The 25,829-nt window shown below is 75.3% G+C and carries 21 protein-coding genes; 14 read left to right on the plus strand and 7 right to left on the minus strand.

Annotated features, from left to right (window positions below; genetic code table 11):
* Together QQS41_RS08970 and QQS41_RS08975 are read left to right on the plus strand one after the other, a co-directional pair.
* A complete protein-coding gene (locus QQS41_RS08970; protein ID WP_448852358.1) occupies positions 1-489 on the plus strand; it encodes a polyadenylate-specific 3'-exoribonuclease AS in 489 nt (162 codons plus the stop codon).
* A gap of 128 nt (positions 490-617) precedes the next feature.
* Complete coding sequence (locus QQS41_RS08975; RefSeq protein WP_448852359.1) at positions 618-2,006, plus strand: class II 3-deoxy-7-phosphoheptulonate synthase; 1,389 nt, start codon at positions 618-620, stop codon at positions 2,004-2,006.
* Between the two features lie 65 nt (positions 2,007-2,071).
* Here the strand turns inward: QQS41_RS08975 and QQS41_RS08980 are convergent, their stop codons facing one another.
* Together QQS41_RS08980 and QQS41_RS08985 are read right to left on the minus strand one after the other, a co-directional pair.
* Positions 2,072-3,724, minus strand: coding sequence for an HNH endonuclease signature motif containing protein (locus QQS41_RS08980; protein WP_448852360.1), 1,653 nt, complete (start codon positions 3,722-3,724; stop codon positions 2,072-2,074).
* A 220-nt stretch (positions 3,725-3,944) separates the two neighbouring features.
* Positions 3,945-6,422 carry a PASTA domain-containing protein gene (locus QQS41_RS08985; RefSeq protein WP_448852361.1) on the minus strand — a complete coding sequence of 826 codons (2,478 nt, stop codon included), beginning with the start codon at positions 6,420-6,422 and terminating at the stop codon, positions 3,945-3,947.
* 117 nt (positions 6,423-6,539) lie between these two features.
* On the opposite strand from QQS41_RS08985, the gene QQS41_RS08990 reads away from it, so the two are divergent.
* On the plus strand, positions 6,540-6,911 hold the full coding sequence (locus QQS41_RS08990) for an Rv2175c family DNA-binding protein (protein WP_448852362.1): 372 nt from the start codon (positions 6,540-6,542) through the stop codon (positions 6,909-6,911).
* Positions 6,912-6,964: 53 nt separating this feature from the next.
* On the opposite strand, the gene QQS41_RS08995 is transcribed toward QQS41_RS08990, so the two are convergent.
* From QQS41_RS08995 to QQS41_RS09010, 4 genes are all read right to left on the minus strand, one after another.
* The gene (locus tag QQS41_RS08995; RefSeq protein WP_448852363.1) at positions 6,965-8,050 is read right to left on the minus strand and encodes a phytoene/squalene synthase family protein; all 1,086 of its coding nucleotides are present in this window, start codon (positions 8,048-8,050) and stop codon (positions 6,965-6,967) included.
* Entirely contained in the window at positions 8,004-9,716 is a 1,713-nt protein-coding gene (locus QQS41_RS09000; protein ID WP_448852557.1) for an alpha-(1->6)-mannopyranosyltransferase A, read from the minus strand. The genes QQS41_RS08995 and QQS41_RS09000 overlap by 47 nt, the downstream gene beginning before the upstream one ends.
* Before the next feature lie 5 nt (positions 9,717-9,721).
* Positions 9,722-11,413, minus strand: a complete 1,692-nt coding sequence (crtI, locus tag QQS41_RS09005) for a phytoene desaturase family protein (RefSeq protein WP_448852364.1) — start codon at positions 11,411-11,413, stop codon at positions 9,722-9,724.
* A gap of 68 nt (positions 11,414-11,481) precedes the next feature.
* On the minus strand, positions 11,482-12,594 hold the full coding sequence (locus QQS41_RS09010; RefSeq protein ID WP_448852365.1) for a polyprenyl synthetase family protein: 1,113 nt from the start codon (positions 12,592-12,594) through the stop codon (positions 11,482-11,484).
* A gap of 134 nt (positions 12,595-12,728) precedes the next feature.
* Here QQS41_RS09010 and QQS41_RS09015 point away from each other — a divergent pair, with 134 nt between their 5' ends.
* A complete protein-coding gene (locus tag QQS41_RS09015) occupies positions 12,729-13,721 on the plus strand; it encodes a methylenetetrahydrofolate reductase (RefSeq protein ID WP_448852366.1) in 993 nt (330 codons plus the stop codon).
* 40 nt (positions 13,722-13,761) lie between these two features.
* Here QQS41_RS09015 and QQS41_RS09020 read toward each other — a convergent pair whose 3' ends face one another.
* Positions 13,762-14,394, minus strand: a complete 633-nt coding sequence (locus QQS41_RS09020) for a GNAT family N-acetyltransferase (RefSeq protein ID WP_448852367.1) — start codon at positions 14,392-14,394, stop codon at positions 13,762-13,764.
* Between the two features lie 206 nt (positions 14,395-14,600).
* Between QQS41_RS09020 and QQS41_RS09025 the strand changes: the two genes are divergently transcribed.
* The 10 genes from QQS41_RS09025 to mraY all read left to right on the plus strand — a co-directional run bounded on the left by QQS41_RS09025 (position 14,601) and on the right by mraY (position 25,757).
* Entirely contained in the window at positions 14,601-15,053 is a 453-nt protein-coding gene (locus QQS41_RS09025) for an SAV_6107 family HEPN domain-containing protein (RefSeq protein ID WP_448852368.1), read from the plus strand.
* 198 nt (positions 15,054-15,251) lie between these two features.
* A complete protein-coding gene (locus QQS41_RS09030) occupies positions 15,252-15,677 on the plus strand; it encodes a DUF3040 domain-containing protein (protein ID WP_448852369.1) in 426 nt (141 codons plus the stop codon).
* A 715-nt stretch (positions 15,678-16,392) separates the two neighbouring features.
* Positions 16,393-16,824 carry a division/cell wall cluster transcriptional repressor MraZ gene (mraZ, locus tag QQS41_RS09035; protein ID WP_448852370.1) on the plus strand — a complete coding sequence of 144 codons (432 nt, stop codon included), beginning with the start codon at positions 16,393-16,395 and terminating at the stop codon, positions 16,822-16,824.
* Positions 16,825-17,153: 329 nt separating this feature from the next.
* Positions 17,154-18,149, plus strand: a complete 996-nt coding sequence (gene rsmH, locus QQS41_RS09040) for a 16S rRNA (cytosine(1402)-N(4))-methyltransferase RsmH (protein WP_448852558.1) — start codon at positions 17,154-17,156, stop codon at positions 18,147-18,149.
* A 68-nt stretch (positions 18,150-18,217) separates the two neighbouring features.
* Positions 18,218-19,036, plus strand: a complete 819-nt coding sequence (locus QQS41_RS09045) for a hypothetical protein (protein WP_448852371.1) — start codon at positions 18,218-18,220, stop codon at positions 19,034-19,036.
* A gap of 54 nt (positions 19,037-19,090) precedes the next feature.
* Complete coding sequence (locus QQS41_RS09050; protein ID WP_448852372.1) at positions 19,091-21,352, plus strand: penicillin-binding transpeptidase domain-containing protein; 2,262 nt, start codon at positions 19,091-19,093, stop codon at positions 21,350-21,352.
* Positions 21,353-21,356: 4 nt separating this feature from the next.
* Positions 21,357-21,521, plus strand: a complete 165-nt coding sequence (locus QQS41_RS09055; RefSeq protein ID WP_448852373.1) for a hypothetical protein — start codon at positions 21,357-21,359, stop codon at positions 21,519-21,521.
* The gene (locus tag QQS41_RS09060) at positions 21,518-23,122 is read left to right on the plus strand and encodes a UDP-N-acetylmuramoyl-L-alanyl-D-glutamate--2,6-diaminopimelate ligase (RefSeq protein ID WP_448852374.1); all 1,605 of its coding nucleotides are present in this window, start codon (positions 21,518-21,520) and stop codon (positions 23,120-23,122) included. The genes QQS41_RS09055 and QQS41_RS09060 overlap by 4 nt, the downstream gene beginning before the upstream one ends.
* Complete coding sequence (locus tag QQS41_RS09065) at positions 23,119-24,639, plus strand: UDP-N-acetylmuramoyl-tripeptide--D-alanyl-D-alanine ligase (RefSeq protein ID WP_448852375.1); 1,521 nt, start codon at positions 23,119-23,121, stop codon at positions 24,637-24,639. Before QQS41_RS09060 ends, QQS41_RS09065 begins: the two co-directional genes overlap by 4 nt.
* Before the next feature lie 11 nt (positions 24,640-24,650).
* Positions 24,651-25,757, plus strand: coding sequence for a phospho-N-acetylmuramoyl-pentapeptide-transferase (gene mraY, locus QQS41_RS09070; RefSeq protein WP_448852376.1), 1,107 nt, complete (start codon positions 24,651-24,653; stop codon positions 25,755-25,757).
* Positions 25,758-25,829 lie beyond the last annotated feature (72 nt).

Here is a 25,829-nt window from a genome sequence, read left to right on the forward strand (position 1 = left end):
GTGCGCTACTTCTACGACACCGAGTTCATCGAGGACGGTCGGACGATCGACCTCGTGTCCATCGGCGTGGTCGCGGAGGACGGACGCGAGTTCTACGCCGTCTCCACCGAATTCAACGCGCGCAAGGCTGGCCCCTGGGTCCGCGCCAACGTCCTCAACCAGCTGCCCAGCCCCGGCTCCGACGCCTGGATGACCCGACGCGACATCCGCGATCGGCTCGCCGACTTCCTCATGCCGCCCGGCGGCGGCACCCCCGAACTCTGGGCCTGGGTCGGCGCCTACGACCACATCGCCCTCGTCCAGCTGTGGGGCGACATGACCCGCCTGCCCCAGCGCATGCCCCGCTTCACCCGCGAGCTCAAGCAGCACTGGGAGGCCAACGGCCGCCCCCGCCTCCCCGCCGCCGGCCGCGGGCAGCACGACGCCCTCGTCGACGCCCGCCACAACCTCCGGCGCTTCCGGGCCATCGAGCAGGCCGCGGGCAGGTAGCCGGGGCGGGAGCCGTCGTCACGCGAACGACGCGCAACCCCCGCGGACACCTGCGCACGTGCGCACCCGCGCACCCCGGACGCCGCCCGCTTCGGCCCCGCGCCACCCCGCCCCGTATGATGTGCGGCGTGAGTTGGACCATTGACGTTCCCGTAGACGACCTCCCCGACCTGCCGCCGCTGCCGCAGGACATCCGCGAGCGCCTCGACGACGCCCTCGCCCGCCCCGCGCTCCAGCAGCCGTCGTGGGACCCGGAGGCCGCCGCCGAGGTCCGCAAGGTCCTCGAATCCGTGCCGCCCATCGTCGTCGCCCCCGAGATCCGCCGCCTCCAGCAGGAGCTCGCCGACGTCGCCAACGGCCGCGCCTTCCTCCTCCAGGGCGGCGACTGCGCCGAGACCTTCGAGTCCAACACCGAGCCCCACATCCGGGCCAACATCAAGACGCTGCTCCAGATGGCGGTCGTCCTCACCTACGGCGCCTCCACGCCCGTCGTGAAGATGGCCCGCATCGCCGGCCAGTACGCCAAGCCCCGCTCCAAGGACATCGACGGCGACGGCCTCCTGTCCTACCGCGGCGACATGGTCAACGGCGTCGGCGCCACCGAAGCCGAGCGCGTCCACGACCCCGCCCGCATGATCCGCGCCTACGCCAACGCGTCGGCCGCCATGAACCTCGTCCGCGCCCTCACCGGCTCCGGCACCGCCGACCTCCACCGCCTCCACGAGTGGAACCGCGAGTTCGTCCAGAACTCCCCGGCCGGCGCCCGCTACGAGGACCTCGCCCGCGAAATCGACCACGCCCTCGACTTCATGGCCGCCTGCGGCGTCTCCGACAACAACCTCCAGACGGCGCAGATCTACTGCTCCCACGAGGCGCTCGTCGTCGACTACGAGCGCGCCATGCTCCGCCTCGCCGAGGACCACGAGGGCACCGTCAACCTCTACAACCTCTCCGCCCACCAGCTGTGGGTCGGCGAGCGCACCCGCGGCATGGACGACTTCCACATCGCCCTCGCCGCCCTCATCGGCAACCCCGTCGGCCTGAAGATCGGCCCGACCACCACGCCGGAGCAGGCCGTCGCCTACGTCGAGAAGCTCGACCCGCTCAAGCAGCCCGGCCGCCTGACCCTCGTCTCCCGCATGGGCAACGACAAGGTCCGCTCCGTCCTGCCCGCCATCGTCGAGGCCGTCGAGGCCACCGACCACAAGGTCATCTGGCAGTGCGACCCGATGCACGGCAACACCTACTCCGCCTCCAACGGCTACAAGACCCGCCACTTCGACCGCATCGTCGACGAGGTCCAGGGCTTCTTCGAGGTCCACCGCGCCATCGGCTCCCACCCGGGCGGCATGCACATCGAGCTCACCGGCGAGGACGTCACCGAGTGCCTCGGCGGCGCCCAGGACATCATGGACGTCGACCTGCCGGGCCGCTACGCCTCCGCCTGCGACCCGCGCCTCAACACCCAGCAGTCGCTGGAGCTGGCGTTCCTCGTCGCGGAGATGCTGCGCAACTAGGGCGCGGCGTCGTGCGGAGCGTCGCGCGTGTTGCGTGACGACGCCACGGGCCGCGGGGCCCGCCGTCACCCGGAACCGTCCGGAGGATCGGGGTCCCCGCGGCCTTCGCCGTCCCCGGGGGCGGGCGCCTTCGGCCGGCCCGCGGCACGCCGCCTGACGACGGCGCCCGGCGCCATCCGCCCGTGCGGATGCGCGTTCGGCCGGACCCGCCGCTCGGGGTCGACGTCGCGCGGCGGCGTCCACCGCACCTTCCCGCCGTCGGCGGCGGGGTCGGGGGAGCGGGTGCTCCACCAGAAGCGCGGATCCGTCCGCGCGTCGTCGACGAGCCCGTGGACGCGCCTGTCGACGAGCGTGAGGTTGCCGATGTCGGTGCCGCCGCCCGAGCCCCACGCGTCGACGTGGTGGACGTCGCACCAGGCGGGCGGGGCGTCGGTGCCGGGCGCGGTCGACATGCCCTCCTCCGCGCCGAGCGCGAGGTACTGGGCGAGGGAGGCGGTGCGGCGGGCGCGGCCGAACCACATCGTCTGGCCGCGCAGGTCGAGCACCGACAGGAACACCTGCGACGCCGACGCCCGGCGCAGCGCCTGCTCCACGCTGATGGTCGTGCCGACGTCCGTCACCGCCACCCCGGCCCTCGCCGCGAGCTCGTCGACGCCCATGTACGCGACGATGGTGCCCGCCCCGCGACCCGGGCGCAGGGGAGCGGAGGGCAGCGGCCGGGGAGGGGCGTCGTCGCGTGGGACGGTGCGGCCGGCGGTGCCTGCGCTCGCGTTCGCGTCCGCTTCCTCGGTCTCCTCCGCGGCCGCGGCCCGCGCGGCGGCCTCCGCGGCCTCCTGCGCCGCCTCCGCCTCCGCGATGACGCCCGCCTGCCGCGCCGGCGCGTACCCGGCGGCGACGGCGGCCTCCAGCGCGTCGTAGCGCCGCTGCCCGGCCGACCGCCCGTCGGCGGCGGGGTCGGAGCCCTCGGGCAGGAGGCCGCCCGGCCGGGCGTGGTCCGCCCACAGCCGCAGCAGCACGGCGGCGAACTCCGGGGTGACGCGCCCGCGCAGGTTCCGCATGTTGTCGGCGTCGGGCTGCGACAGGTGCATGTCCCGCCTTCGCGCCCGGTCGTCGTCGGTGTACGGGTCGTCGAGGCCCAGCAGCGTCCGCAGCATCTGGCCGAGCGCCCTGAGGTCGTCGACCTCCACGACGTCGAGGATGGCTGCGATGTGCGGGTCGGCGACGCGGACGACGTCCTCCGCCTTCTCCGGCAGCTTCTCCAGCTCCCTGTCGATGATCTCCAGGGCGTCCGCGCCGACGACGCCGTCGGCGACCTTCGCCCGCACCTCCGGCAGCAGGTTGCGCGCCTCGCGGTCGCGGTGGGCCGGCACCGTCTCCTCGTCCTGCAGCCGGACCGCGGCCCGCACCCGCCGCCGCGCCTCCGCGCGGGAGATGTGCGCGTGGCGGGCGAGGTCCGCGATGTGCCGCGGCTTGCCGCCGACGACGCCCCCGGCGCCCTCCGCAGCCAGGTAGGCGGCGTCGACCAGCGCCATCCGCGCCCGCGCCCGCTCGAGCTGCCGGTACAGGCCGCGCCGCGACTCCCGGTCCAGCAGATCCCAGGCGCCCTCCATGACGTCGACGGCGCGGGCGAAGTCCTCGACGGCCGTGCGCAGCTCGTCGCCGCACGCCGCGGGCTCCCCGCGCATCGCGTCGCCGCCGGTTCCCCCGTCATCCGCCATGGACGTCACCCCCTCGTCCCCGTGATACCCCGAACATTAGTTCATGCGTTCGAAAGGGGGAAGGGTGTGATGGTGAACATCAGGTGAAATGGCGGATAATGTCGAAAACCCGTTCGCCCATGACCTGCGTGACGACGCCCGCCGCGTCGCCCGGGGCGTCGTCACGCGCGGTCCGCGTGAACCGCGGACCCGCACCCCGCGCGCGATGCGCGCGGCGCGCCTACAGCGTGCGGACCTCCACGACGTCGTCCTCCTTCGCGCTCGCGCCCGGCCGCGGCGACTGCGTGATGACTAGGTCGCCGCCGTTCGCGCCGCCCGGTGTCGAGATGCGCAGCCCGCGCGCCTCCGCCTCGCGGCGGGCGTCGTCGACGGTGCGGCCGATGAGCATCGGCACCTCGACCGTCTCGGAGACGTAGACCGTCACGCCGGGGGAGTCGGGGTCGACGACCTCGCCGGCCTTCGGCGACGTCCGCTCGACCTGGCCCGACGGGCGCGACGACGAGTCGTCGACCGTGACCTCCTTGACGGCCAGGCCCGCCTCGCGCAGCGCCCGCTCGGCCTCCTCGCGGGTCTTTCCCGCGAGGTTCGGCACCTCGATGCCGTTGTTGACGGTGAGCGCGACGGCCGACCCCTTCTCGACGTCCGTGCCCTCCTTCGGGTCGACGGCGATGACCTCGTCCGGATCGCGCGACTTGTCGAACTTCTCCTCGACCGACCCGACGGACAGGCCCGCCCGCTCCAGCGCCTTCTCCGCGTCGGCGCGCGACAGCCCGACGACGTCCGGCACCGCCACCGGCGCCGGGCCCTTCGACAGGTGCACCGTCACGGCGGAGCCGGTGCGCACGCTGGTGCCGGCGGCGGGGTCGACCTCGGCGACCTTCCCCTCGGGCACGTCGTCGGAGTACACCTCCTCGCCCCGCTTCTCCGTCAGCGTCCGCTCCTTCAGCAGCTGCGCGTACCGCGCGGGGTCCGCGCCGGAGGGGACGTCCGGCACGGTCGGCCTGCCCAGCGATACCAGCACCGTGACGACCTCGCCGCGCACCACGCGGCTGCCGCCCTCCGGCTCCGTGCCCGCGACGCGCTGCGCCGGCACCTCGTCGTCGTACACGTCCCGCGACGCCGGCTCGAAGCCCGCCTCCCGGACCGTGTGCGTCGCCTGGTTCGGCGACATCCCGGTCAGCGTCGGCACCTCGCCGTAGCGGCCGGAACCCAGCCACCAGGCGCCCAGCGCCACCGCGAGCGTCGCGACGAGCGCCACGATCAGCCAGATCGCGCACCCCGTCCGCGTCCGCTCCCGGCCGCCGGCCTTCGCGGGCCGCGCGGCGCCGCGGTCGTCGGGATCGCCGTAGCCGTCATAGTCGTCCGGCCGGTCGCCGGCGCCCGGCCCGTCGAACAGGTCGTCGTATCCGTCGTCGCGGGCGGCGGCGGGCACCGGCGCGTCGAACCGCGTCTCCGACCCGCCGTCCGGCCCGGAGTGCGGGCCGAACAGGCCCGGCTCCGGGACGCGGCCGAGCACCGCGGTGCCCTGCTCGTCGTCCGGCTCCGGCACGTTCGACCACGCCCGGCCGTCGCGGCGCTCCGCGAGCGTGTCGCGGTCGCCTCCGCCGGCGTTCGGTTCGTCGTCCAGCCCGTCGCCCAGCGCGAACGGGTCTCGGTCGGCGCCGTCGTCGCCGGACTCACCGGAGCCCGCGCCCGCGGCGACCGCGAACCCGGCCGCGCCGGCCGCGCCCGCGAGCCCCGCGGCCCCCGCCACGCCCGCGAAGCCGCCGCCCGCGCCCGTTCCGTCGTCACGCGTCCGCGCCTCCTCCGCGGCGCGGTGGGCGGCGGAGTCGGCGGGCGCGGGCACCGTGAAGTCGGGCAGGCCGAGCGCGTCGGCGGCGGCCTCGAGGTCGGCGGCGAACTCGGCGGCGTCGGCGTAGCGGTCCTCCGGCCGGCGGGCGCAGGCCCGCGCGACGAGGGCGTCGAACTCCGGCGGGACGCCGTCGATGGCCTCCGACGGGTCGGGGACGTCGGACTCCAGCCGCGCCAGGGCGACGGCGAGCGACGTGTCGCCGCGGAACGGGGTGCGGCCGGTGAACATCTCGTACAGCAGCACGCCGGCGGAGTACACGTCGGAGGCGGGCCCCGCCTCGTGGCCGCGGACCTGCTCGGGGGACAGGTAGGCGACGGTGCCGACGATGACCGACGCCGACGTCACCGACGCGTCGGCGGCGGCGCGCACGAGCCCGAAGTCGGCGAGCTTGACCTGCCCGGCGTCGGAGATGAGCACGTTCTCGGGCTTGACGTCTCGGTGGACGAGCCCGCGGGAATGCGCCAGCGACAGCGCGCGCAGCACGGGCCGCAGGACGGCGGCCGCGGCGTGCGGCGGCATGGGGCCGCGCTCGCGGAGCAGCTCGCGCAGCGTGCCGCCGTCGACGAGCTCCATGATGAGGAAGACGTGCCCGGCGTCGTCGGCGCCCTGGTCGAAGACGTTGACCAGGCTGGCGTCGGCCATGCCGGCGACGGCGCGGGCCTCGCGCTCGAAGCGCACGCGGAACGCCCGGTCGTCGTGGAAGCGCGGGTCCATCACCTTGGCGGCGACGAGCCGCCCGAGGCGCTCGTCGACGGCGCGGTGCACGGCCGACATCCCGCCGCGGGCGATGCGCGGCCCGATGCGGTAGCGGCCGTCGAGGAGGTCGCCCTCGCGCAGTTCAGTCATCCCTCATCGCTCCTTCTGGTGGCGGCCCCCAGTATGGCGGAGCGCCCGACACGTGCGCCAACCCGCCCGCGCCCCGCCCGCGCCCCGCCCGCGCCCCGCGCGGTAGCATCGGCGGCCATGAGAAAGATCCCGGCCTGCTCCGACGTCCTCGATCCCTCCGAGCCCGTCCTGCCCCTGCCGGACGTCGCCGATCGCATCGGCGAGCCGGTGACCCGCGTCCACGCCCTGCTGCAGGAGGGCAAGCTCATCGCGGTGCGCCGCGACGAGGTGGCGCAGGTGCCGGAGCGGATGCTCGATCTCGGCGAGGGCGCCGTCGCCCGCTTCGTCCCGGGCGTGCTGGCGCTGCTGCACGACGGCGGCTACTCGCCGGAGGAGATGCTGCAGTGGCTGTTCACCGAGGACGAGTCGCTGCCGGGCCGCCCCATCGACGCCCTCCACGGGCATCTGGCGCGCGAGGTGCGCCGCCGCGCCCAGGCGATGGCGCTGTAGGGGGCCGGCGCCCCGCGGGCCCGCGCCCGCGGGTCACCGCGGGTCACCGCGGGTTATCGCGGGGCTTTGCGACGGTCCCCGCCCCGGCCCGCCGCCGACGATGCGGCGGCCGCCAGGAGGCGGGGCGCGGCGACGGCCAGCCGCCGGTGCCGGGGGACGACGGCGCGGCCGGCGAAGGGGTCGTGGCCCTGCGCCTCGATGCGGTCGAGGATCTCGCCGTAGAGGATGTAGCTGGTGCGGATGGCCTCGCGGGCGGGGGAGCGCAGCAGCGCGATGCCGGGTTCGGCGTCGCGGTAGGAGGCGCGGTTGACGGCGATGAAGTGCCGCATGGCGGCGACGATGGCGGGGGTGGCCCGGCCGGCGTCGCGGGCGGCGCGCAGGTCGGCGGGGCCGACGCCGAAGCGGGCCCATTCGTCGAGGGGGAGGTAGATGCGGCCGCGGTCGAGGTCCTCGGCGACGTCGCGGAGGAAGTTCGTGATCTGGAAGGCGCGGCCGAGTTCGGCGGCCCGCGGCTCGGCCTCGCGGTAGGCGGGGGAGCCGGGTTCGCCGCGGCCGAGGACCGGCAGGGTCAGCAGGCCGATGACGCCGGCGGAGCCGCGCATGTAGCGGTCCAGCTCCGCCCACGTGCGGTATCGGGTGCGGTGGACGGTGGTGCCGGGCAGGTCGTCGAGCATGGCGTCGAGGAACTCGTCGAGCAGCGCCGCGTCCATGCCCCAGCGGCGGATGGCGCCGGCTGCGGCGAGGATGATGAGCCGCTCCCGGTCGGCGACGGGGTCGACGCCGGCGGGCGGGGCGGGCACGCGCGCGTCGGCGAGGTCGCCGGGCCAGGCGACGGCGGCGCGCAGCACCCGGTCGAGGTGCCGGACGCGGGCCTCGACGTCGGCGGGGTCGCGCAGGGGGCGGGCGACGCCGTCGTCGAGGTCGACGTAGTCGTCGATGAGCCGCGCCCACGCGTAGAGGCTGCGGACGCCGTCGGCGCGCTCCTCCGGCAGCAGGCGGATGGCCAGGGCGTAGGTGCGGCCGTGCCGCTCGGTGATCTCGCGGGCGACGGCGCGGGCGCGGGCGAGCACGTCGTCCCCGGCCGGGGCGGCCTCAGCGCGCACCGGGGGCCTCCGCTGCGGCGAGGTTCCCGTCGTCACGCGCCTCCGCCTCCGGCGACTGCGCGCGGTACTCCGCGGACCATTCCTCGGCGGGCGCGGGGCCCGGGGCGGAGTGGTCGACGGCGGCGTCGCGCCCGTCGCCGTGCCGGCCGCGCCACGCCATGGTGTCCTGCCAGCGGCCGCCGGCGAGCCAGCGCGTCGCCAGCACCGCGGCGACGGTGACGACGATCATCCAGCTCGGGTCGTAGAACCGCGTGTTGCCGCCGCCGGCGAAGGACATGCACAGGATGAGCGTCGCGACGACGGTGACCTGCACGACCCACCGTGGCGGGCGGATGGCGCCCAGCGGGGTGAGCAGGCTGGCGTAGTACCACGGCAGCGTCACGGCGTTGAACACGACGGCGACGCCGTAGGCGGCGCACATGCCGGCCAGCGCCCGGCGCGGGGTGCGGCGGAACGCGAACCAGCACACGACCAGGCCGACGATCATGAGCACCGACGACACGGAGCGGGTGACCTCCACGACGGCGTTGAACGTCACGTCGTCGTCGATCCACGCCATCACCCCGGAGATGACGCCCGCCACCATCGACGGGGCAGCCAGGGGGTTGATGACCTTCGTGTTGCCGCTGATCTCGGTGACCCAGCCCCACGTGGAGCCGGTCACCCACGTCACCGCGGCGAGCACGGCCACGAGCACCGCGGTCAGGGCGACGCCGAGGCCGATGATGGCGGGGGAGCGGCGCAGCAGGTCGGCGGCCCCGCCCATTGGGCGGCGGCGGGTCAGCGCGATCCACACGACGAACGGCAGCGCGATGACCGCCGTGGCCTTCATCGACACCGACACGCCCAGCAGCGCCGCCGCGGCGAACGCGCCCGGCAGGGGGCGCAGCTCCAGGGCGGCGACGAGCGCCAGCGACACCAGGCCGACCATGACGGCCTCGTTGTGCATGCCCGCCACCAGGTGCAGCAGCACCAGCGGGTTGAGCACGCCCAGCCACTGCGCCAGCACGGGGTCGCCGCCGAGCCGCTCGGCGATGCGCGGCACCGACCACGCGATGGCGAGGAACCCGGCCAGCGACACGACGCGGAAGCACACGACGCCCAGCGTCACGTTGTCGCCGACCAGCCGGGTGATGGCCTCGCTGAGCCCGAGGTGCAGCGGGCCGTACGGCGTCGTCGTGTTGCGCCAGTCGGCGGAGACCTCCAGCAGCATCGGGTTGGGGTTGGCCGCGGCGCCCTCGGTGTACGGGTCGAAGCCGTCGCGCATCATCGTGCCCTGCATCAGGTACGAGTACACGTCGCGGGAGAACAGCGGCCCCGACAGCGCCAGCGGCACCAGCCACCAGCGCAGCGTGCGGTTGAGCTCCCCGAGCCTGGCGACGGCCTCCCGGTGCGGTGCCCCGGCGACCGCGCCGGGCGCGCCGCCGTCAGCGCCGCCGCCGTCAGCGCCGCCGCCGTCAGCGCCGTCGCCCGCGCGCCGCCAGATCTGCTCGCGGCCCGCGACGACCCAGCCGGTCAGCAGGATGATGACGCCGATCCAGATGAGCGTCTCGAACAGGGCGAAGCCGTGCCCGTAGGTGATCCAGCCGAGGCCGAGGGCCTCGACGACGCCGCCGCGGTAGCGGGTCGCGCCCGCCCCGTAGGAGCCGACGGCGATGAGCGCCGCCCCGATCATGCCGAGGCCCGCCGATCCGACGCGCATGATGCTCACCGTTCGCTTCCCTTCCGTCGCGTGCCGTCCTCCCCGCATTGTCCCCGGGAGGCGCCCCGGTCCGGAAACCGGGAGGCCGCCAGGGCCCCCGACATCATCGTCGTCGGCACGCCGACGCCCGGCACGGTCGTCGACCCGGCCGTCACGACGCCGTCCGGCAGCGCCGGGGAGAGGTTCCGCGGGCGGAACGGACCGGTCTGCCGGAACAGGTGCGCCAGCCCGAACGGGCTGCCGGCGCCCATGCCGCGCGCCGCCCACGTGCCGGGGTGGTCGACGCGGCCGACGCGCCACGCCGCCGCCAGGCCCGGGAAGCCGCGGCCGTCCAGGACGCCCGCCAGCTCCTCCACGTAGTGCGTTGCGACGGCGTCCCAGCCGATCGCCGCCGACTCCAGGTTCGGCGCCGGTGCCAGCACGCTCACGGGCTCCCACGCCACGCCCGCGGCGTCGCGCACGACGCGGTCGGGCGCCGACACGGCCGGCCGGGTGACCAGCAGCGACGGGTCGGACATGATGCGTCCGCCGCGGGGCGCGCAGATCTCGTCGAACGTCCGGTCCCACTCCGCGCCGAAGGAGATGACGTGGTGGCGCCGCGGCCACGCCGCCGCGACCTCGGCCGGCACCGCGCCGTGGGCGACGACCGCCGACGGCGACCAGCGCCGCGCCGCGCGGGCGGCGGCGTCGGCGGCGCCGCGGGCCCCGGAACGCCCGGGGACCCAGCCCTCCAGGACGTGCCGGTCGACGGTCGCGACGACGCCGTCGCACGCCAGGCGGGTGCCGTCGTCACGCACCACCGCCCGCACCCGGTCGCCGTCGCAGTCGAGGCGCGCGACCCGGAACCCCGTGATCACCTCGCCGCCGGCGGCGCGGACGCCCGCGGTCAGCAGCTCCGGCAGCGCCCCGGCGCCGGAGCCGCCGCGCGCGGCGACGGGGTAGTGCACGCCCAGGCCCGTGTCCATGTGCGCGATGCAGCCGTACACCGCCCGCGCGTCCCGCGGGTGCATCCCCGCGTACAGCGCCTGGAAGCTGAACAGCCGCGCCAGGTCCGCGTCCGGCAGCCGCCGGCCGACCGAGCGGCCCAGCGACCCGAAGGCCCCCAGCCGCGCCAGCCGCGCCAGCGCCGCCGCCTTCTCGGGTCCCCGGGCGACGTCGGCGACCCGGTCGAAGTCGGCGTCCATGAAGTGCGGCAGCGCCTCGTCGTGCACGGCCTCGAGCCAGCCGCGGAGCTCGCGCAGGCCCGCGATGACGCGGTCCGCGCGTTCGTTCCCGGCTGCGCCCGCGCCGTCCCCGGTGCCGCCGGCGCCCGCGCGGACGAACCGCGCGGCCTCCGCGTCCATCGCGGCCGGGTCGGAGGAGACGTCGAGGGACCGGCCGTCGGCGAACGTCGCGTGGTAGCACGGCTCGACCCGCTCCACCCGCCAGTCCGGGTCGGCGTCCGCGGCGGTCAGCCCCACCGCCGCCAGCGCCTCGTCCGCCAGCCACGGCAGCGTCAGCACCGTCGCGCCGGTGTCGCACCGGACGGACACGCCCGCGCCGGGCACGGCGACGTCCTCCGTCGCGCAGCGCCCGCCGACGTGGTCGTCCGCCTCCAGCACCGTGACGCGGACGCCGCGGCCCAGCAGGTGCAGCGCGGCGGTCAGGCCCGACAGGCCCGCGCCGACGACGGCGACGTGGCCGGCGGCCGGCGCCATGCGGCGAGCCATGCGGCGCGCCAGGCGTCGCGGCCCCCGCCGCACGGACGCGCGGCCGCCCGCCGCGGTCACTGCAGCCTCTGCGTCGCGCGCCGGCCCATGTCGCGCAGCCGGTCGCGGTGGGCGGCGTCGATGTCCAGGTCGTCGAGCGCCGCGAGCCCGCGCTCGGTGCGCACGGCGATCTCCTCCTCCATCTCCTCGACCGCCCCGGTGGAGCGGATGAGGTCGGACAGCTCCCGGATCTCCGCCGGGTCGGTTACCCGGCCCAGCGCGTGGTCGAGGCGCATCGCGTCGTCCGGCGCGGTCTCCCGCAGGCGGGCGATGGCGGTGCCGGCCAGCACGGTGCGCTTGCCCTCCCGCAGGTCGTCGCCGATGGGCTTGCCCGTCACCGACGGGTCGCCGAACATGCCCAGCTGGTCGTCGCGCAGCTGGAAGGCGATGCCGATGTCGCGGCCGAAGCGCCGCAGCCCCGCGACGGTCTCCTCCGGGGCGCCGGCGATGGCCGCGCCGATGTGCAGCGGCCGCTCGATGGTGTACGCCGCCGTCTTGTACGTGTTGATCCGCTCCGCGGTCTCCACGCGCCCGTCGCCGGCGGCCTCCGCGGTGATGTCCAGCAGCTGGCCGCCGAGGACCTCCAGGCGCATCCGCCACCACGGCAGCCGCGCCCGGTCGAGCGCCGGGTCGGTGATCCCGGAGAACGTCAGCATGTCGTCCGCCCACGTCAGGGCGACGTCGCCGAGCAGGATGGCGACCGACTCGCCGAAGCGCGCCGCGTCGCCGCGCCACCCGCGCTCCCGGTGCAGCGCCTCGAAGCGGCGGTGCACCGTCGGGTTGCCGCGGCGGGTGTCGGAGGCGTCGACGATGTCGTCGTGCACCAGCGCGCACGCCTGGATGAACTCCAGCGCGGACACCGCGCGCAGCACCGCGGCGGGGTCCTCGGGGTCGGCGTGCCGGCCCTCGGCGCCGCCGCAGGCCAGCCAGCCGGCCCACGCGAACGCGGGGCGGACGCGCTTGCCGCCCTGCATCGTGAAGTCCCGCAGCGCCGCCACGGAGGCGGTGAAGTGCCCGCCGATGCCGGCGACGTCGTCCTCCCGCTCGTCGAACCAGTCGGCCAGCACCCCCTCGACGGCGGAGGGGACCTCCGCGGCGGGCAGATCGGGGGAGATGCGCTGGTCGGTCATGGGGTCACCTTCCGGGGGCCTCGTTCGGCGGGGCGGCCGGGGCGGCGGGGCGGGCGGGCCCCGGGGCTCGATGTTCCGGGCAATCGCGCCGGTCTCCGGCCCCGGCCGGATTGGTCCCCCTAGAATAACCGTCCATGTCCGACGTCACGGCCCGACCCGATTTTCCCCGCCGACAGGTGACCGTCCGCCAGGCGCTGGAGCTGCCCAGCCCCGGCATCGTGCCGTTCTCGGTGGAGTTCATGCCGCCCCGCGACGACGCGGCGGAGGCGCGCCTGCTCGCCGCGGCGGAGGCGTTCCACGATCTGGGGGCGTCGTTCGCGTCGGTGACCTACGGCGCCGGCGGCTCCAGCCGCGAGCGCACGATCCGCATCGCGGAGCGCGTCGCCCGCGAGCCGCTGACGACGCTGGTGCACCTGACGCTCGTGGACCACACCGTCGACGAGCTGCGCGCCATCCTGCGCCGCTACCTCGACCGCGGCCTGACCAACCTGCTGGTGCTGCGCGGCGACCCGCCGGGCGACCCGCTGGGGGACTGGGTCACCGCCGACGGCGGCCTGACCTACGCCAACGAGCTCATCTCCCTCATCCGGTCGGAGGAGGAGTTCGCGGGCTTCGAGATCGGCATCGCGTCGTTCCCGGAGGGCCACTTTCGCGCCGGCGGGCTGGACAACGACACGGCGCGGACGCTGGAGAAGCTCCGCTCGGGCGCCGAGTACTCCATCACGCAGATGTTCTTCGACGTCGACCACTACCTGCGGCTGCGCGACCGCCTCGCCGCCGCGGACCCGGAGCACGGCGCGAAGCCCGTCATCCCGGGCCTGATGCCCATCACGTCGCTGCGGTCGGTGCGCCGCCAGGTGGAGCTGTCCGGCGCGAAGCTGCCGACGGCGCTGGAGGATCGGCTGCTCGCCGCGGCCGCCGGCGACGAGGAGGGCAACCGCGACGAGATCCGCAAGGTCGGCATCGAGGTCACGACGGAGATGGCGGAGCGGCTCATCGCCGAGGGCGTGCCGGGCCTGCACTTCATGACCATGAACTTCGCCCGCGCCACGCAGGAGGTCCTGCACAACCTGGGCATGGCCCCGGCGTGGGGCGGCGGCAGCTCGATGCTGCGCGGCGGGTTCTAGCCGGCGGGACCCGTCGCAAAGCCCCGCGCCGCGAGGGGCCCTACGCGTCGCCCGCGTTGCGACGGGACCTGCGCGGCGCCAGCGGCAGCGGCGCGCCGAGGATGGCGAACGGCCGGGCGTCGCCGGGGAACAGGAAATCCCGCAGCACGTCGCCGAAGCCCAGCCGGCGGTAGAGCCGCCACGCGCGGTTGGCCTCCTCCGGCACCTCGGGCGTCGACAGCAGCACGAGTCGCTCGCGGCGGCCGTCCAGCAGCGTGCGCAGCAGCTCCTCGCCGAGGCCCGCGCCCTGGTGGCCGGGGGCGACGTGGATCTCGGCGAGCTCGACGTAGTCCGACAGCGTCGCGTGGATCTCCCGCAGCGGGCGGCGGCGCGCGGCCATCCCGCCGCGGACCTGCCGCGACCACCACTGCGTCGGCCCGCCGGTGTGGCAGAACGCGACGCCGGCCAGCGGGTTGCGCGGGTCCTCCAGCGCCTCCTCCGGCGGGGCGGACCCGTCGTGGGCGAGGATGCACGCCGCCGCCCAGCCCGGCTGCGTCATCTGCAGCAGCCAGGCGCGCACCCGTCCGGGCGCCAGCGCGGGGTCGTAGCCCATGGCGTCGATGTAGAGGTCGACGGTCTCCGTGCACCGGGCGCGGAACGTCGCCGGGGTCATGGGCATCACGGTGTACTGCACGCGGCCAGTCAACCACGCCGGGGGCGGGCCGCGCGGGGGTTCGGCGGCTCCGGTGCGCGCGAGGGGGTCGGGGGGAGGGGCGGGTGCGTTGCGACGGGACCCCGCCGCGGCCGGGGCCGGGGGAGGGGGCGGGGGCTTTCGAACGAACGTGTGTTCGAATATTATCGGGGTCATGTCGGGCCGCCCCCTACCCTCCCGGTCAGGACATGGGCGGAGACGACGGAGAGGAGCGCGCCATGATCATCGACTTCGAACGCAGGGCCGCGTCGCTGGTGGCGCCGGCGGACGTCGCCGTCGGGGCGCTGGGGTACCTCGAGCGGGCGGACGAGCTGCTGCGCCGCGCGCTCGCCGCGCCGCCGGAGGAGGCGATGGAGCTGACGTACCAGGCCGCGCTGCGCGTCGCCGGCGCGGTGCTGGAGCAGCATCCGGGCCGCCGCCGCACCGCGGACCGCAGCGCCTGGGACCGCGTCCGGCGCCATGCCCCCGCGTACGCGGGCGACGCGGACGCCATTTCGGCGTTCTCCCGCCGGCGCGAGCGGGTGCGCCTCGGCCTCGACGACGCGCCGCCGGCGGCCGAGGTCGCACACCTGCGGGACCTGGTGACGGGCTTCCGGGACCGCGTCGAATCCGACTTCGGGGTCCTCGGCGCCGCCGCCTGACGCCGCCGGTCCGCGGGGCTCCCGGAACGTCCGGCCGCTTCCGGCATGTACGGGGCGGGGCATGCGTCCGGGCGCGTACACTGGCACGTGATGAGCCGCGCGCCCACGCCCCGCGCGGACGGGGCGGAACAATGCGGGCCCGTCGCCCGTTGAACCCCGTAGCACCCGCACGCACGCGACCGACCAGCGGAGGAACCCATGGCCCTGTCCGAACAGGAACAGAGGATGCTCGACGAGATCGAGTCGGCCCTCTATGCGGAGGACCCGAAGTTCGGCTCCGCGATGTCCGCCCGCGCCTTCGGCGACGGCGGCGGCTCGCCCCGCGGCTTCAGCATCCGCACCACGGCGCTGCTGGTCCTCGGCCTCGTGCTGCTCATCGGCGGCATGGTCCTGTCCCTGCAGAGCCTCTGGTTCATCGCACTGTCCGTCGTCGGCTTCCTCGTGATGTTCGGCGCCGGCGTGTGGGCGATGACCGGCTCCGGCGACGGCGCCGCCCGCCGCCCGGGCCGCGCCGTCCGCCGCCCGGGCTCCGCCCGCGCGGGCCGCACCGGCCGTTCCGGCCGCGGGGGCAACGGCGGTGGAGGCATGGAGGAGCGCTTCCGCAACCGCTTCGGCCAGATGTAGCCCGCCGGCGCGCGGCGCACCGCCGCCCGCGCCGCACCCGGACGTGACGCGCCCGGCCCCGCATCGGGGCCGGGCGCGTCGCCGTGTCCGGGGTCGCCCGCGTCGTCGTCCGCGTCCCCGCCGCGCCGCCGGGCCTCCGTGCGCGCCTCCGCCGCACTCCCCGTCGCGTCCCGCCCCGGGTGCTCCGCCGCGTCGCGCCTCCGCCGCGCACCCCGCAACGTCCCGCCCCGGCCGCCCCACTTCGCCCCACCCCGCGCGCCCCACTTCGCCCCACCCGGCTCCGCGGGTGTCGTGGCGGCCGGTCGCTTGTCTTCGATCCTGCCCTCGGTGGCGCAACGTGTGTGGCTTGTGATGAAATAGGGGCGCATGTGAAAGTTGTGGCGCCCGCCGCGCGGCTGTGGCGGCGCGTCTGCTGTGGTGTGCATCACCTTGAGTCGGCGGGCGAATGGTTGCCGGAACGCCGGTTCCGGCCTGCTTTTCGCGTGTCGCGGAAGAATTCCCCACCTGTATATCCGCAGGTGGGGCGCCTTGCGATCCATCAATGTGGGCGAATTTCCCGTGTTGGGATGTTGTGGGTGGGGCAAAGTGGGGTACTGTGGGCCGTGATGTCGGAGAGGTCGACCGGCATCGCAGGACCGAAACAGCCATAACCGAACAATCCACGTGAGGCCCGACGGGGCCTTCCGGACGACGGGGAAAGGAGCCGGAGACGCGCATGTTCCTCGGCACCTACACCCCGAAGCTCGATGACAAGGGTCGTCTGACCCTTCCGGCGAAGTTCCGCGACGAACTCGCCGGAGGGCTGATGATCACGAAGGGGCAGGACCACTCGCTGGCCGTGTACCCGCGCGACGAGTTCGTCCGGTTGGCGCAGCGGGCGACGAAGGCGTCGCGGACCAACCCCCGCGCCCGCGCCTTCGTCCGCAACCTCGCGGCGAGCACCGACGAGCAGCGGCCCGATGGATCGGGGCGCATCACGCTCTCGAAGGCCCACCGCGACTACGCGGATCTCACGAAGGAATGCGTGGTCATCGGCTCGATCGAGTTCCTGGAGATCTGGGACAGGGAGTCCTGGGAGGCCTACCAGGCGGAGCACGAGCAGGACTTCTCCGACGGCGAGGATGAATCGCTGTTCGGGGTCCTCTAGCCCCGCCCGGTACGAGGGAGCGTCCGCAAGGACTCCGTCCGCTCGGACCCTGGTGTACTTCCCCGACACCAGGTGCCGGGCGGGCGGGGCCCTGTGCACGCCCCCGCAGGCCGGCTGCCGCTCAGCGGCCGCGTCTGGCGCGACCATCACGCGAACAGCACGACGGAAACCACGACGCGACGCCGGGAGGAGGGGGCATGACGGTCCACCGCGATCACAACGGCACCACCCGCCACACGGGCAACTCCGGTGACGGCCGGGCGCCGGCCCCCGCGACGGGGGAGCGGAAGGGCGATCGCCGCTCCGGCGAGCACGGCCACGTCCCCGTCATGCTCCACCGCATGGCCGATCTGGCCGCCGGCGGCGTCGACGCCGCCGGCGGCCGCGGCGAGGTCCCCGTCCTCGTCGACGCCACCCTCGGCGCCGGCGGCCACGCCGAGCACTTCCTCGACCGCTTCGACGACGCGGTCCTCATCGGCCTCGATCGCGACGCCGCCGCCCTGGCCGGCGCCCGCGCCCGCCTGGCCCGCTTCGGCGACCGCTTCATCGGCGTCCGCGTCCGCTTCGACGGCCTGGGCGACGTTCTCGACGGCACCGCCCCCGACGGCGCGGTGGAGGAGGGCCGGGAGGATCACCCGGCGCTCGCCGCCGCCCGCGGCCACGGCATCGCCGCCGCCCTGTTCGACCTCGGCGTCTCCTCCATGCAGCTCGACCAGGTGGACCGCGGCTTCGCCTACCGCGTCGACGCGCCGCTGGACATGCGCATGGACCCGACGTCCGGCCCGACCGCGGCCGACGTCCTCAACACCTACGACCACGGCGACATCGCCCGCATCCTGTCGACCTACGGCGACGAGCGCTTCGCCGGGAAGATCGCCTCCTCCGTCGTGCGCGAGCGGGAGCGGGAGCCGTTCACGACCTCCGGCCGCCTCGTCGAGCTGCTCTACGACGTCATCCCGGCCGCGTCCCGCCGCACCGGCGGCCACCCGGCCAAGCGGACCTTCCAGGCGCTGCGCGTCGAGGTCAACCGCGAGCTCGAGTCCCTCGAGCGCGCCCTGCCGGTCATCCTCGACCGCCTCGCCGTCGGCGGCCGCGCCGTCTTCATGAGCTACCAGTCCCACGAGGACCGCCTGGTCAAGCGGGCCTTCGCCGACCGGGTGAAGGACACGACCCCGGCGGGCCTGCCGATGGCGCTGCCCGGCCACGAGCCGCGCTTCCGGCTGGTGACCCGCGGGGCGGAGAAGGCCTCCGCGGCGGAGATCGAGGAGAACCCGCGCGCCGCCCCGGTGCGCGTGCGCTGCATCGAACGCGTCAGACCCGACTGAGCGGCCCCGCGCCGCGCCGACCACGACCACCCGACGACGATCACGACGAACCAGGACCTGGAGACACCATGGCGACCATCACGGACGAGACCCGGACCCGCCCGGGCGTCGGACACGCCGGCCCCGGAGCCCCGCCGCGCGACCGCTCCCGCACCCGCCGCCGCGGCGGCGCGCGCCGCATCGGCTCGCGCCAGATCGTCTCGCACCGCGGCCGCCGCCTGACGACGACGACCCTCGACCGCTCCCGCCAGAAGTTCGGCGTCATCGTCCTCGTCGTCTTCGTCATCGGCATCGGCTTCGCCATGTGGCTGTCGGGCATGTCGACGCAGACGAGCCTCGACCTCAGCGCCTCCCGCGAGCAGGAGAAGGCGCTCGCGGACCGGGTCGCCGTCCTCGAGCGCGACGCCGAGTACCTGACCTCCACCTCCGAGATCGCGCGCCGCGCCGCGGAGATGGGCATGGTCGACGTCCGGCAGCCCGCCATCCTGGCCTACGACGCCGAGGGCAACCTCGTGGAGGTCCGCCCGGGTGACGCGCAGGACCAGCAGGGCATCATCGACATCAACGGCGCCCCGGAGCGCCCGGACGCCCCGACGTCCGATCCGGCGCAGACCGACGCCATCGAGGGCGGCACTTCCCCGCTGGTGCCCGCCGACCCGCAGGCCCCGGGCATGGTGCCGTACCAGCCGGCCCAGCCGGCCCCGGCCCCGCAGACCGTCCCGGCGCCCGCCCCGGCCCCGGCCCCCGAGGGCGCCGCCCCGGCGCCGGCCCCGGCTCCGGCGCCCGCCCCGGTGCCCGAGCTGCCGCCCCTGCCGCCGCTGCCCGCGCCGGCCCCCGCGCCCGCGCCCGCCAATGCCGGTCCGGCCCCCGCCCCGGCGGTAGACTGACCCGGTCATGCCAGCCGACACCCGACGGAACCCGAATCCCGGAAAGGGGGAATGATGGGCCCCCGACGCGGAGACGGACGTTCCGACGCCCGCGACCCGCGCCCCCGCCGCAGCTCCGGCGGGGACGCCCGTGATCGCCGCATCCCCGGACGGGACGGCCGCGACGCCGCGCGCCGCGGCGCCCGCGATCCCCGTGATCCGCGCGACGCCCGCGACCCCCGCGAGTCCCGCGGCCGCCGCATCGCCGGCTCCGGGGCCGGGGAGGACCGCGTCGTCACGCGGCGCGGCGGAATCCGCGGCGACCGCGACGCGCACGCCGGCCGCGACCGCAGCGGACGGCGGGGCGGCGACGGCGGGCGCCTCGAACGCCGCCGCGCCAACCGCCCCCTGACCGCCGGCGAGCGGCTGGCCACCGGCCGCGACGACTTCACCATCCGCCGCCGCTGGGTCCAGACCATCGGCCTCGTCGTCGCGATCCTGCTGGTCGGCCGCCTCGGAGTCGTCCAGCTCATCAAGGGCCCGGAGCTCGCCGAGCAGGCGGCGCTCCAGCGCACCGTCCACCTCGTCGACCCCGCACGCCGCGGGGCCATCGTCGACCGCAACGACGAGTCCGTCGCGTTCACCATGGAGGCGCGCTCCGTCACCGTCCACCCGAACACGCTGCGCAAGGAGATGGACGAGCGGCACCGCCTGTGGCCCGAGACGTACGGCCCCTACGAGGAGCGGGTCGACGAGATCGCCCGCGAGCTGCCGGAGATCCTCGGCGTGCCCGACCTCGACGAGCAGCGCGAGTCCTCCCGCGGCCGCCGCCGCGTCGCCGACGAGGAGCCCGAGGAGGGCGCCGCCGTCCGGCACGACGGCATCAGCTCCGAGGAGATCCTGCGGAAGCTGACGGACGAGGAGTCGACCTACGAGGTCCTCGTCCGCAACGTCGACCCCGACCGCGCCGCCGAGGCGGTGCGCCGCTTCCCGGAGCTCGTCGCCGAGCGGCAGGACATCCGCCACTACCCGAACGGGGCGGTGGCGGCGAACGTCGTCGGCAAGATCGGCATGGACGGCGTCGGCCAGTTCGGCTTCGAGGCGTCCCGCGACGCGATGCTGCAGGGCGTCAACGGCGGCCGCACCGTCGACATCGCCGCCAACGGCGTCGCCATCCCGGGCTCCATCCGCGACGAGAAGGACCCGGTCGACGGCACCTCCTACGAGCTGACGCTCGACATGGAGATGCAGTATTACGTCCAGCAGCAGGTGCAGCAGGCGAAGGAGGCCTCCGGCGCGAAGGGCGCCTCCGCCGTCGTGCTCGACGCGCGCACCGGCGACGTGCTGGCGATGGCGCAGGACTCCACCGCCAACCCCAACCGCGACATCGGCGCGGAGGTCGAGGCGGGCCGCGACATCGGCAACACCCCGGTGACCGACCCGTTCGAGCCGGGCTCGGTGGCGAAGGTCATCACCGCCGCCGCGGCGATCGAGGACGGCGTCACCACGCCGGACGAGGTCCACGCGGTGCCCGGATCCATCGACATGGCCGGCGTGACCGTCAAGGACGCCTGGGACCACGGCACGGAGATGTACACGACGGCCGGCATCTTCGCGAAGTCCTCCAACGTCGGCACGCTGATGCTGGCGCAGGACGTCGGCGATCGCCGCTTCTCCGAGATTGTGGAGCTGTTCGGCCTCGGCCGGACCACCGGCGTGGAGCTGCCGGCGGAGTCGCCCGGCATCGTCCCCGGCTTCGAGCAGTGGTCCGGCGGCACGTTCGCCAACCTGCCGATCGGCCAGGGAATGGCGATGACGCTGCTGCAGATGACGGGCATGTACCAGACCATCGCGAACGACGGCGTCCGCGTGCCGCCGCGCGTCATCCGCTCCTCGACCGCCCCGGACGGGACGGTGACGAAGGCGGAGGCGCCGGAGCACGTCCGCGTCGTCTCCCCGGAGACGGCCCGCACGGTCCGCGACATGTTCCGCGGCGTCCTGCAGTCGGACCCGTCCGGGATGAACTCCGGCACGGCGTCCGGCTCCGGGCTGGAGGGCTACCAGCTGTCCGGCAAGACCGGTACGGCGCAGAAGGTCGACCCGGCCACCGGCGCGTACTCGAACTCGATGTACCACATCACGTTCGCGGGGATCGCCCCGGCGGACGACCCGCGCTTCGTCATCGGCATCATGCTGGACGAGCCGGTGCGGGGCGTCCACGGCGAGGGCGGCCAGTCGGCGGCGCCGCTGTTCCGCGACATCGCGGCGTGGTCGCTGAACCACTACAACATCCCGCCGTCGCCGCCGGCCGAGCAGCTGACGCTGAGGACGGGGTGATCGCGTGACGACGACGACCGCGACGGCGACCACGGCGACGACCGCGACGGCGACCACGGCGACGGCCGCGACCACGACCACCACCACGACGACCACGACGACCACGGCGGGCCCCGCGGCCCGCGGCCGGCGCATCGGGCGCGGCCGGGAGATGGAGGAGAAGCGATGACGACGACTCTCGGCCGGCTGGCCTCCGGGTGCGGCGGTTCCGTCGTGCCCGCATCGGCGGGGGACGTCCCCGTCGACGGCATCGAGATCAACGCGGGTCAGGTGTCCGCCGGCGGCGTGTTCGCCGCGGTGCCGGGCACCCGCGCCCACGGCGCCCGCTACGCCTCCCAATCGGAGGGTGCGGCGGTGCTGACGGACCACGCCGGGCTGGAGATCCTGCGCGCCGACGCCGCGGAGGCGGGCCGCGAGGTGCCGCCGGTGCTGCTGGTCGACGACGTCCGCGCCGTGCTGGGCCACGTCGCCGCGGAGATCCACGGCCACCCGTCGCAGGAGTTGACGGTCATCGGCGTCACCGGCACGTCCGGCAAGACCACGACGACGTACCTGCTGGAGGGGGCGCTGCACGCGGCGGGCCACGTCGTGGGGCTCATCGGCACGACGGGCACGCGCATCGGCGGCCGCCCGGTGCCGTCGTCGCTGACGACGCCGGAGGCCCCGGCGCTGCAGCGCCTGTTCCGCCAGATGGTGGCGGAGGGCGCGACGCACGTGGTGATGGAGGTGTCGTCGCACGCGCTGTCGCTCGGCCGCGTCGACGGCGTCGACTTCGACGTGACGTGCTTCCTCAACCTGTCGCAGGACCACCTGGACTTCCACGACACGCTCGACGAGTACTTCGACGCGAAGGCCCGCCTGTTCCGCCCGGAGTCGCCGCTGCGCGCCCCGCGCGCCGTCGTCTGCGTCGACGACCGCTGGGGCCGCCGCATGGCGGAGGTCGCCGCGGCGCCGGACGTGCAGGTGGACACCGTCGCCACCGCGGACAACGCCCGGAACGACGAGGGGGAGCGTGACGACGCCCCGATCGCGGCGACCTGGACCGCCGCCGCGGCGGAGGTCGCGGACAACGGGGTGCAGACCGCGGAGCTGACCGGCCCGGACGGGGCGGTGGCGCTGCGCGTCGGCCTGCCCGGCTCCTTCAACGTCGCCAACGCGGCGGTGGCGTGGGCGGCGCTCGCGGCCGCCGGCGCGGCGACCCCGGAGGCCCTCGAGGGTCTGGCGGGCGTGGCGGTGCCGGGGCGCATGGAGCGCGTCGACCGCGGCCAGGACTTCCTCGCCGTCGTCGACTACGCTCACAAGCCCGCCGCCATCGGCGCCGTGCTGGCGACGCTGCGCGGCCAGACCTCCGGCCGCGTCATCGCGGTCGTCGGCGCCGGCGGCGACCGCGACGCCGGCAAGCGCCCGATCATGGGCGCGGAGGCCGCGCGGGCGGCGGACGTCGTCATCGTCACCGACGACAACCCGCGATCGGAGGACCCGGCCCTCATCCGCGAGGCGGTCGCCGCCGGCGCGGAGGAGGAGGCCGCCCGGCTGCGCGACGCCGGCCGCCCCGCACCCGCGATCAGCGTGGTGGGAGGCCGCGCCGCCGCCATCGACGCGGCGGTCGCCGCCGCCGGCACCGGCGACGCGATCATCGTGTGCGGCAAGGGCCACGAGACCGGACAGGAGGTCGACGGCGTGATCCACCACTTCGACGACCGGGAGGAGCTCGCCCGCGCCCTCGACGCGCGCGGCGCGGGCGACGACGGGAAGGAGACCCAGCAGTGATCCCCATGACCGCCGGCGAGATCGCCGCCATCTGCGGCGGCGAGCTCCTGAACGCGGACGCCGGCGCCCCCGTCATCGGGCCGGCCGAGTTCGACTCGCGCAAGGTGACCCCGGGCTGCGTGTTCCTCGCGCTGCCGGGCGCCCGCGCCGACGGCCACGACTTCGCCGCCGCCGCGGCGGAGGCCGGCGCCGCGCTGGTGCTGGCCGCCCGCCCCGTCGACGCGCCGTGCGTCGTCGTCGAGCCGCTCGGCCCCCAGGACTCCAACGCCGACGCCTTCGCCCACGACCCCGACGGCTCCGGCGCCGCGGTGCTGGAGGCGCTCGGCCGCCTCGCCCGCGCCACCGTCGACCGCCTGACGGAGGCCGGGGACTTCACCGTCGTCGGCGTCACCGGCTCCGCCGGCAAGACCTCCACGAAGGACATGATGGCCACGGTGCTGCGCACCGCCGGCCCGACCGTCGCCCCGCGCGGCTCCTTCAACAACGAGATCGGCCACCCGTACACCGTGCTGCAGTGCGGCCAGGGCACCCGCCACCTGGTGGCGGAGATGTCCGCCCGCGGCATCGGCCACGTCGCCCACCTGGCGCGCATCGCCCCGCCGCGCATCGGCGCCGTCCTCAACGTCGGCACCGCGCACCTGGGGGAGTTCGGCTCCCGCGAGACCATCGCGCAGGCCAAGGGCGAGCTGGTGGAGGCCCTGCCGTCCGCCGACGAGGGCGGCGTCGCCGTGCTCAACGCCGACGACGCGCTGGTGGCGGGCATGGCGCCGCGCACCCGCGCGACGGTCGTCACCTTCTCCGCCGAGGGCCGCGACGGCGCGGACTTCCGGGCGGAGGACGTCGAGCTCGACGAGCTGGCCCGCGCCTCCTTCACGCTGCGCTGCCCCGACGGGTCGGCGCACCCGGTGCGGCTGCGGGTCCACGGCGTCCACCAGGTCGCCAACGCCCTCGCCGCCGCCGCGTGCGGCGTCGCCGCCGGCATCGCGCCGGAGCAGGTCGCCGCGGCGCTGTCGGACCACGTCGCCGCCTCCGAGCGGCGCATGGACGTGCGCACCCGCGCCGACGGCGTCACCGTCATCAACGACTCCTACAACGCCAACCCCGACTCCATGCGCGCCGGCCTCGACGCCCTGGCGCGCACGGCGGCCGCCCGGGAGGGCGCGTCGTCGTGGGCGGTGCTCGGCCAGATGGGCGAACTCGGCGACGACTCCGCCGCCGAGCACGCCCGGCTCGCCGAGGCGGTGGCGGAGCACCGCGTCGGCACGCTCGTCGCGGTAGGTTCCGGGGAGGGCGTGACGGCCCTCGCCGACGCCGCCGAGGCGGCCGGCGTGGCGGTCATCCGCGCCGCCGGGGTCGACGAGGCCGTCGCCTCCGCGGCGGCGGGCGTCCGGCCCGGCGACGTGGTGCTGGTCAAGGCGTCGTACGCCGACGGGCTGTGGCGCGTCGCCGACGGGCTGCTGGCCGACGACGCCCCGGCCGCGGACGACGCGGCCGCCGGGCAGGGAACCGAGGACTGAGAGGGACCACCGTGATCCAGATCATCATCGCCGCCGCCGTCGCGTTCCTGACGGCGGTGCTGCTGACGCCGGTGCTCATCCGCAAATTCTCCGACGAGGGCATCGGCCAGGAGATCCGCGAGGAGGGCCCCAAGTCCCACCAGCGCAAGCGCGGCACGCCCACGATGGGCGGCATCGCCATCCTGGCGGGCCTCGTCGTCGGCTACGCCGTCTCCGTCATCTACGGGCTGGTGACGATGGGCGCGGGCCCGACCGCCTCCGGCGCCCTCGTGCTGTTCCTGACCCTGGCGCTCGGCGCCGTGGGCTTCGCCGACGACTTCATCAAGGTCTACAAGGGCCGCAACCTCGGCCTGAACAAGACCGCGAAGCTCATCTGCCAGGGCGGCGCGGCCCTCATCTTCGGCATCCTCATCCTGCAGTTCCCGGACGAGGACGGCCTGACGCCGGCGTCGACGAACCTGTCGTTCGTCCGCGACATCGACATGCTCGACCTCATGCCGGGGCCGGCCATCCTGGGCATCATCATCTTCCTGATCTTCGTGTTCATCGTCATCGGCGGCTGGTCGAACGCGGTGAACCTCACCGACGGCCTCGACGGCCTCGCCGCCGGCTCCGTCGCCCTGCTGCTGGGCACCTACACCGCCATCTCCTTCTGGCAGTTCCGCGCCTCCTGCAGCATCGAGCTGACCCGCGCCTGCTACGACGTCCGCGATCCGCTCGACGTCGCGCTCGTCGCGGCGGCCGGCCTCGGCGGCGCCATCGGCTTCCTGTGGTGGAACGCCGCCCCCGCGAAGATCTTCATGGGCGACACCGGCTCGCTGGCCCTCGGCGGCCTCGTCGCCGCCCTGTCCTTCGTCACCCGCACCGAGCTGCTGATGATCGTCATCGGCTTCCTGTTCGTCATGGAGCTGCTGTCCGTCGTCATCCAGGTCGCGGTGTTCCAGTCGACGGGCAAGCGCGTGTTCCGCATGGCCCCCATCCACCACCACTTCGAGCAGGCCGGCTGGGCGGAGACCACCGTCGTCATCCGCTTCTGGGTGCTCGCCGCCATCTTCAACGTCATCGGCTTCGCCCTGTTCTACGCGGACTGGGCGGTCAAGGGAGGCGTCTTCTCGTGACCACCGACCCGACCGTGAACCCGACCGCCGGTGCATCCGCCGTCGGCGCATCCGCCGGTTCCGCCGCGGACC

The sequence above is a fragment of the Corynebacterium sp. 335C genome (assembly GCF_053525695.1).